We start from the raw sequence: 6,987 nt of genomic DNA on the forward strand, positions 1-6,987 counted from the left end.
GCCTTTATCCCCCTCCACCGCCCCCCCGCCTCTTCGATTGAGCAAGGCTGAACTATCTGTGCCACGGTAGGGCCGGCAGGTAGGGCCATACACGGCGACCAGTCTTCCATCAGTCATCCATCCAGCCTGACACGGTGCCTTTCCTGGGCACCACTTTCGTGGCGCTTACCTCAGCGTTTACAGGCAGTTAGGTATCAGCAAACGGTGCTCGTGGTGATACACGAGGTGATACACCGTGTCTGTCAGCCTCCTTGATACCAGCTTACTCCTCGTGACCGTTCGATACGTCAAAGCGCTCAAAAAGGGCGCTCCCTTTAGCTACTATCGGCGTATCCCTGCTGACGTGCAGGCTCATCACCCCGGCAAGGCCTACATCCGGCTTAGCCTTGGCACCCGTGACATCCACGAGGCTCCTCGGAAGGCTGAGCGGCTTGCCACTGAGCATGAGTCGCTCAATCACTTGTGCTCCGCCAATCATAGGTGCTCCGCAGCCCGGATGGGACTCGGGTCGTCGGACTTGGACAAACAAGGTTATCAATCATGACTCTTATTGTTGCAGCTGTCGCCGCCAAGGAAGTTTGGATGGTGGCCGATAGTGCAGTGACAGGTGGTAAACTTACCCTGCGCGAGCGCGAATTCACCGCTAAGATTGAGCCGGCCGTCAATGGCAGTGCCCTGATCGGGTTCTCTGGCGACTTACACCACGCAACACGTTTATCGAGAGCCGCTGCTTCCGCAGGGACTATCAATCAGGCACTTGAAATGTTGGTTAGTGGCAGTGCCAAGAGCGATGTAGAGTTTGCTTTCGTATATCTTGACGGCGATAATCCGCGACTGTGCAAGATTTCGGGGGGCAAGTCGATGTTTGTTCTCACTCTGTATCTCGGATCGGCTTCAGCGTTTGAGGTCTTTCAACGCATTCGGAATGACCCCGCTATCCCATATGCCCCTAACGCCTTGAAGACATTCATTTGTGGGACACGCGTTGGGCCGGTTCCTTCAGAACTTTCACGTGCCACTGTCGCAATGATGGACCTTTTCGCATCAATAGAGACCCATGATGTCGGAGGTTGGTCAATACCATACATGCTGTCAGACCGTGGCGTAAGCTTCTGCGGCTACGCATATGCAGTATCTGATCCTTTGTTCGATCGGATAGCATCCGGTTCGATCGTTCCACACGGCACTGCAGCGGACGGTGGAACAAGTCTTTCGGTGACGGACCTCGATGATTACAGAGGGTTTGTGATATACTGGCTGCAAAGACATGGTGGCCTACTCATGCTCAAAACATCAGACGGCTATCAGCGCTACGATCTCGAAGGTGGTCCAAGCGAGTTCAAAGCCAAGGCGGAGACGATAGCGGGTGTCCCAGTCCACCTGTGGGTTGGCGACAAGCCTGTGGGAGACGTCAAAGCTATACGCATAATGAGCGATGATACAGGTGCGCCAACAATGGCAATCGCGGATCACGGTGATGGTTTTTCGATATCGGCAATAAATATACATACCCCATTCAAATCAAATATGGAATTCGGTAATGACGGCGCAACTGATACTGTTCAGCCAGAGCATATCGCGGTTCACTACGACATCGAGAGTGAAACAGTTTCAATCGAAGATCAGCGCTCAACTGACGGAGCAATGCTTGCAGATATCGAGTTAGCAGATTTAGATAGATTGATCGAGAGACTCATACGTACGCGTTGGCACATGAAAGAAGAAGTCTCTCATGAACTGCCGAGAGGCAAAGAGATGGCTTATGCTCTTGACCCACGTTGGCGGACCCTTGTTAGCCCGCACCCTGCGGTAGGCGGACTTCTACTTTCACTCAGGCACCCAGGCGCCGGCTGGCTTGGTTTCGTGCTTCCCGCCAAAGAAGCTCACAACCTCGGTCTTTGGCTGATTGCCAACGCCGGCCCCCCAGGCTCCGCCCAATAAGGTCAGGGACCTGTCAGTATGGTGATACATGTGGCGATACATGCGAGATTGACAATCTAGGACAGCTATCCGAAGCGAAGGCGTGGGCACAGGGAGCGGAGACCATCGAAAAGCTGCTTCACGGCAGTGATGAGGGCCGACGCTGAAAAGCTAAATTGTCAGGCTCTAGAAACACCGTTTTTCCGACGCATGATTACCTGACACGTTTCATCGACAGGCTGCCCGAAAGAACGGCAATCAGATCCTGTCTCCATTCGCGATGTAAGGAATAGGGGCGTTTATCTGACACCACTGGGGGTAGACGATGGTCAGCGAGGGTTGGGGCTTGGCAGGTGATGCTGGTTGGAAGGGTGCTGACTAAGCTACCAAGCTGACATTGCAACCGGAGTATACTGGCTTCATTAATTGAAAATGCGTTGATTAAGGCTCAACAAGATGATGATTAAAGCTTTGAATGAAGCTGAGTAGGTTGTCGCTCAAAGCTGAGTGGAATGTTGTTCAAGGTTGAACAAGGTATGTCGAGAGCGACCGGCCGAACGAATCACCTCTCTGACGGGGATCGCAAAGGCCCTCAATGAAAGGGGAATCCTTACGCCGAGTGGACGAGAAAACTGCAGGCGGTGCAAGTTGGGCGAGTGTCGAGTCGGCTTTGAAACGCGGACCGCGCAATTGATTCACCGGCTGATTTAAGCGGTTGCCAGAGGACTGCCAGCGTTCGTTTCTCCATTCGAGCTACATGGAAAGCCTCAACAGGCTCGTTGCCGTCCTGGGTGCCGCCACGGCGCCGCAAACGACATCATGGAATTGTCCCCTACTTATGCATAGCAGGGCGGCGGTCGGACGATTTGCATGTCACAGTCGCCCGAAGCGATTTGTGAGGCTTGCTGACAGCCCCTTCGCAGGTAGCCCACTTCCTACCCACGATCCTGCCCTTGCCGTTCTTGGTACGTCTGAGCCGCGGCAAGAGGCGTTTGGATTGTGGACCACTAGTGGAGGAAAGGCTTCGAACGGGAGCTTGAACGCCCCTCCGAGATCACCGGAAACTATCGGCGACAGCCTCTGTGTAAAATCCATATCCCACAGACACTTAGCAATTGTCACTTACTTAAGAGAAGAAGTCAGCCATTTTCAGCGCATTGAGGTGCGTGCCTGGCAGTCGCTTCTCCCCTGACCACTATCCATCCCCCCAATCAACAAGGTCAATTTCACAGGAGAAACCCTGCATGCCTTTGTCTGTGTTGGGGGTTAAACGTCTCTCAGACCACGAGAAAACCAATCATGATCAATCATCATCCAGCTATCCAATCAACATCATCTTCCAACAATACGACAACGGGTATGCATTCTATTTTCCTTGATGATAGTTCGCGCAACCTAATTGACCATGACAACGACGATCTCTTCACCTCCCCCTGGGACCTAGATTGGGCCGCTCAGAAGCGAGACCGGTTCTTTGAGCCTTACAGAGTACCCGTTACCGCTAAGATGACGCGCTTTCTGGCAGACATAGAGTACGTTCTGGTCACTCACGAACTGTTAGAGAAACCTCGGAAACGAATACGAACGAGTAGCGCAAAGACTAATTTCAAGGACGCCGTGTCGTCTATTGTATGCGACTTGACCCAATGTATCCTCACCGGCCACACCGACGGAATAGTACTGAGCCGCTCTGTTGCTCTGCTGTCTCTTAAATCTCGATACAAGCCTTCATTCATAGGGAAAACTCTTCCTAAAATCCTCGATCTGATGGCCGATCCCAAACTGGGATTTATTAGACAGAAGATTGGCGAGAAGGAAGCAGGAGCCAAGAAGGGATATTACACAAAGATTTGGCCTGGCGGAACTCTGGAAGGACTAATTGTTGAGCATGGCATCCAACTAGAAGATATCCGCCATAGACCACCGACTGAATGCATAGTTCTTAAATCAAATAAAGAAAGCTACTGGGATCAAACACAAGCGATTTCGTATGATGATACGCCAGTAACTCACCAGATGCGAGGCGAAGTTCATCTGATCAACGATTGGTTGGGCAGAGCTAACATCGCGTTTGATTACAGTTTAGCTCCTGTTGAACGAATGGTAGACATCAACAACAGATGTCTGAGACGGATCTTCACTCGAACTTCTTTCACCTCAGGTGGACGGCTGTTCGGCGGGTTCTGGCAAGGCCTAAAAAAACAATACCGCTATGGGATCGTCATTGAAGGTGAGCCGGCCAGCGAGCTTGATTACGGCCAGATAGCACCTCGACTGCTCTATGGTTTAGCCGGGAAGACCCCTCCTGAAGGTGACCTCTATGCCATTTCCGAGCTGGCAGGCGAACCAGAAACATGCAGGAAAGGCCTAAAGAAACTTCTCAACGCTGTGTTGTTTATGGAAAAGCCAATCACGAGCAAGCCTAAAGGCACGGCTAATCTCCTACCTCGGCGTTACACCGCGTCGGACTTAGTGCAGATGCTGAGAGAGAAACACCCGGACATATCTTCATATTTTGAGACCGGTATAGGGCACCACCTTCAGTACCTCGAAAGTCAGGTTCTAATTGAGGTTCTTATCAGATTAAGAAGCAAGGGAGTTGTGGCTCTACCTCTCCACGATGCCATTCTTGTTCCTAGATCGCGGAGACAGGAAGCAAAGGAAGTGATGGAAGAAGTGTTTCAGAAACAGTCAAACCTAAACGCTATCGTTGAGCATACACCCTGGTACACTCATAACATCATTGATCCTATAATTAGATATAAAATCATAGATACATATACTAAGATAATAGATACAAAATAACTATCCCATATAAGAGCCCGTAAGGATCACCGGCTCCCTACGTCCAGCACCTGACGAACCTCCCCCACAATCGAATCCCTCCACCAACACAGACGGCTAGACCCGTCGCAGTGAGCGAGAACCCATGTCTATTGAGATCATCATCATCCCGTCACCGAGTCATAAGCGCCGTTATGATGCCTACCTCGGTACGACCCTTCTCTGCACATCCCGAATACCATTCTACGATGGGGCAAGGGAGCTTCTCAAACTTGGCTACCCTCCCGAGGCACTGGTGAACATGCGTCACCGAGGGAAAGCCTATCCGTCCTTCGTTCCAATTGAGCTGGCCCAGGCTGCAAAGCTCACAGTTAGAGAGAACGATGAGGATGGTCTCCGCGTAAGGCTGTACGAACCGTACCAACCAAGGGAGCGCAATTGGGAGCAGGCCACTGCCTTTCAATTCGGTTCTAAGCCGGCGGGCAGCGTCACAGGCGGCAACGAAGCTGTTTCGGGTATCTGAATAGCCACAGGGCCGAACCACGGCTGCACGAGCGCCCTCTGAAGGGTGTCTCTCAGGTCGGACTTGGAGGAGAGTGCCAGCACCGTTACGCTTAGTGCTCTCCCCCAACACAATATCACAGTGTCACTACGCATAATATTTTAAGGATTTTTCGGCTACGTGATCTTATTATGGCGCAGGGGTAGGATGCAGCCATGAGATTGCTTGACAGATGCGACTTTTCCTTCAGCAGCATTGCAAAATAGACGGAAGCTCGACTAGATTTGGCAGATAATCAAGCCACGCCGTAGTCCAGTGCAATTCCATGCTGTATTGCTGAGGCGACGAGCGCCTTATCCTCGATACTCTCAGAAAATCCAATCAGTACATTTGCCCGATCATATTGCTGACTTCCTAAGAGCTGAAGCCAACCAGCATTACCTGTCGGGTCGGGCTCACGGCCTAGAACATTGTGATAGAGAGCGGAAATAAATGTTTGATCACTAGCGTTGACGCCGTAACGCCCTTGGAACTCTGATGACACGGTAAATGCCGCAGCCATATCGTGCAGACTAAGGCCTTGGTCTACAATTTTGACGTTATGCGAGAGGCCCAGTAAATCAGGTGTCCGAGCAAAAGAAGCCTGATATAGTCTGTAGACTTGGCCAGCATTGCCTTCAGTATCAATCGCTACCACGCCGTCGTTGAAGGCAATTCTCTCAGCATTCTGAAGAGTGAAATTACCAGCATCAGAATTGACAATGGTCGCAACACTATTTTGAACAGTAACAGTGTTTAGGCTATGTCCAGAGTTCACAAAAACCGTATCTTGGCCCAGCCCAGCATCTAAGATTTGCCCAGTTGACGGAGCTGTCAAGAAATCATTTTGGATGGTTCCAACACCGATGTCTGCGATTGTTGCTAAATCGACTGAGCCAGGTGAATAACGATGCCCATTATAATACACCACTCCATTCATCAAATCAGAAATAAGATCGCTTCCTGTACCTGGCGAGGCATTCCCAAAGTGATAAAGATTTCCAGTTGTGAGTGCCGGATCCTTTCCATAAACCGCATCCACATTAAGCCCGTGAAAGACTGGGCCACCGGCAGTCACTTGTACATGCTGGTCGAATGTAGACTGGCCGTTACTCGTTAGTGCACCTGTTGACCAGTCTCGGAAGCCATTGAAGGCAATGGCGTGACCCATCTCATGGACCAAAACTGATACAGCATCGGTTCGATTTGTCGGGATGTCGGCGCCGTTGTCATAAGGCGTTGGATCAAGCCACAGCGTATTTTGCACGTAGCTAAGCTGAAGATCAATTTTGATATCAGGTCCGGTCACTGAGCTCGGTGTCAAGCCGGTCGAAAGCTTATAGGCGGTCGGTGTCTGAAAGTTGTGAATCGCACCGGAGTCGCCTGTGTAGACATAGTAACCTGCTGTTCCGCCCCCTCTACCACTCCCATTGATCGCAGTGGGCAGGATGTCGATTTCAATATTTATATTCGCTGTGCCTGCAAGAACGCTAGACCATGTTGCAGTCGCCGCTTGTGCATCCAAATTCAGCAGGTTGATGCTGTTCGCATCCAGACCAGCCTGGTTGTTGATGACGACAGTCGCGTTTAGAGCCACAACGAGTCTCCCTTTGAGTCCTTTGAATCAATGCTACAGCTCGCTAAAAATCACATCCAGCCCTAGTCGCGCTTTGATCACTGAATTCAAGTGGCGTGTTGCCTTTTTGCGTGGCAGCATTAAATCATAATAAAGAGATATATAA

4 protein-coding genes are annotated in these 6,987 nt (G+C 50.9%); 3 read left to right on the forward strand and 1 reads right to left on the reverse strand.

Going from position 1 to position 6,987, the window contains the following annotated elements; all coding sequences use genetic code 11:
* Window positions 1-540: 540 nt before the first annotated feature.
* The 3 genes from FV226_RS26250 (at window position 541) to FV226_RS26260 (ending at window position 5,227) form a co-directional block, all read left to right on the forward strand.
* Window positions 541-1,941, forward strand: a complete 1,401-nt coding sequence (locus FV226_RS26250; protein WP_147765234.1) for a hypothetical protein — start codon at window positions 541-543, stop codon at window positions 1,939-1,941.
* A 1,278-nt stretch (window positions 1,942-3,219) separates the two neighbouring features.
* Window positions 3,220-4,725, forward strand: coding sequence for a hypothetical protein (locus FV226_RS26255; protein WP_147765235.1), 1,506 nt, complete (start codon window positions 3,220-3,222; stop codon window positions 4,723-4,725).
* A 124-nt stretch (window positions 4,726-4,849) separates the two neighbouring features.
* A complete protein-coding gene (locus FV226_RS26260; protein ID WP_147765236.1) occupies window positions 4,850-5,227 on the forward strand; it encodes a hypothetical protein in 378 nt (125 codons plus the stop codon).
* 274 nt (window positions 5,228-5,501) lie between these two features.
* Here the strand turns inward: FV226_RS26260 and FV226_RS26265 are convergent, their stop codons facing one another.
* Window positions 5,502-6,842 (reverse strand): DUF4214 domain-containing protein, encoded by a 1,341-nt coding sequence (locus FV226_RS26265; RefSeq protein ID WP_147765237.1) that lies wholly within the window; start codon window positions 6,840-6,842, stop codon window positions 5,502-5,504.
* Window positions 6,843-6,987: the final 145 nt, after the last annotated feature.

It is taken from the genome of Methylobacterium sp. WL12 (assembly GCF_008039475.1).
GTDB lineage: Bacteria > Pseudomonadota > Alphaproteobacteria > Rhizobiales > Beijerinckiaceae > Methylobacterium > Methylobacterium cerastii.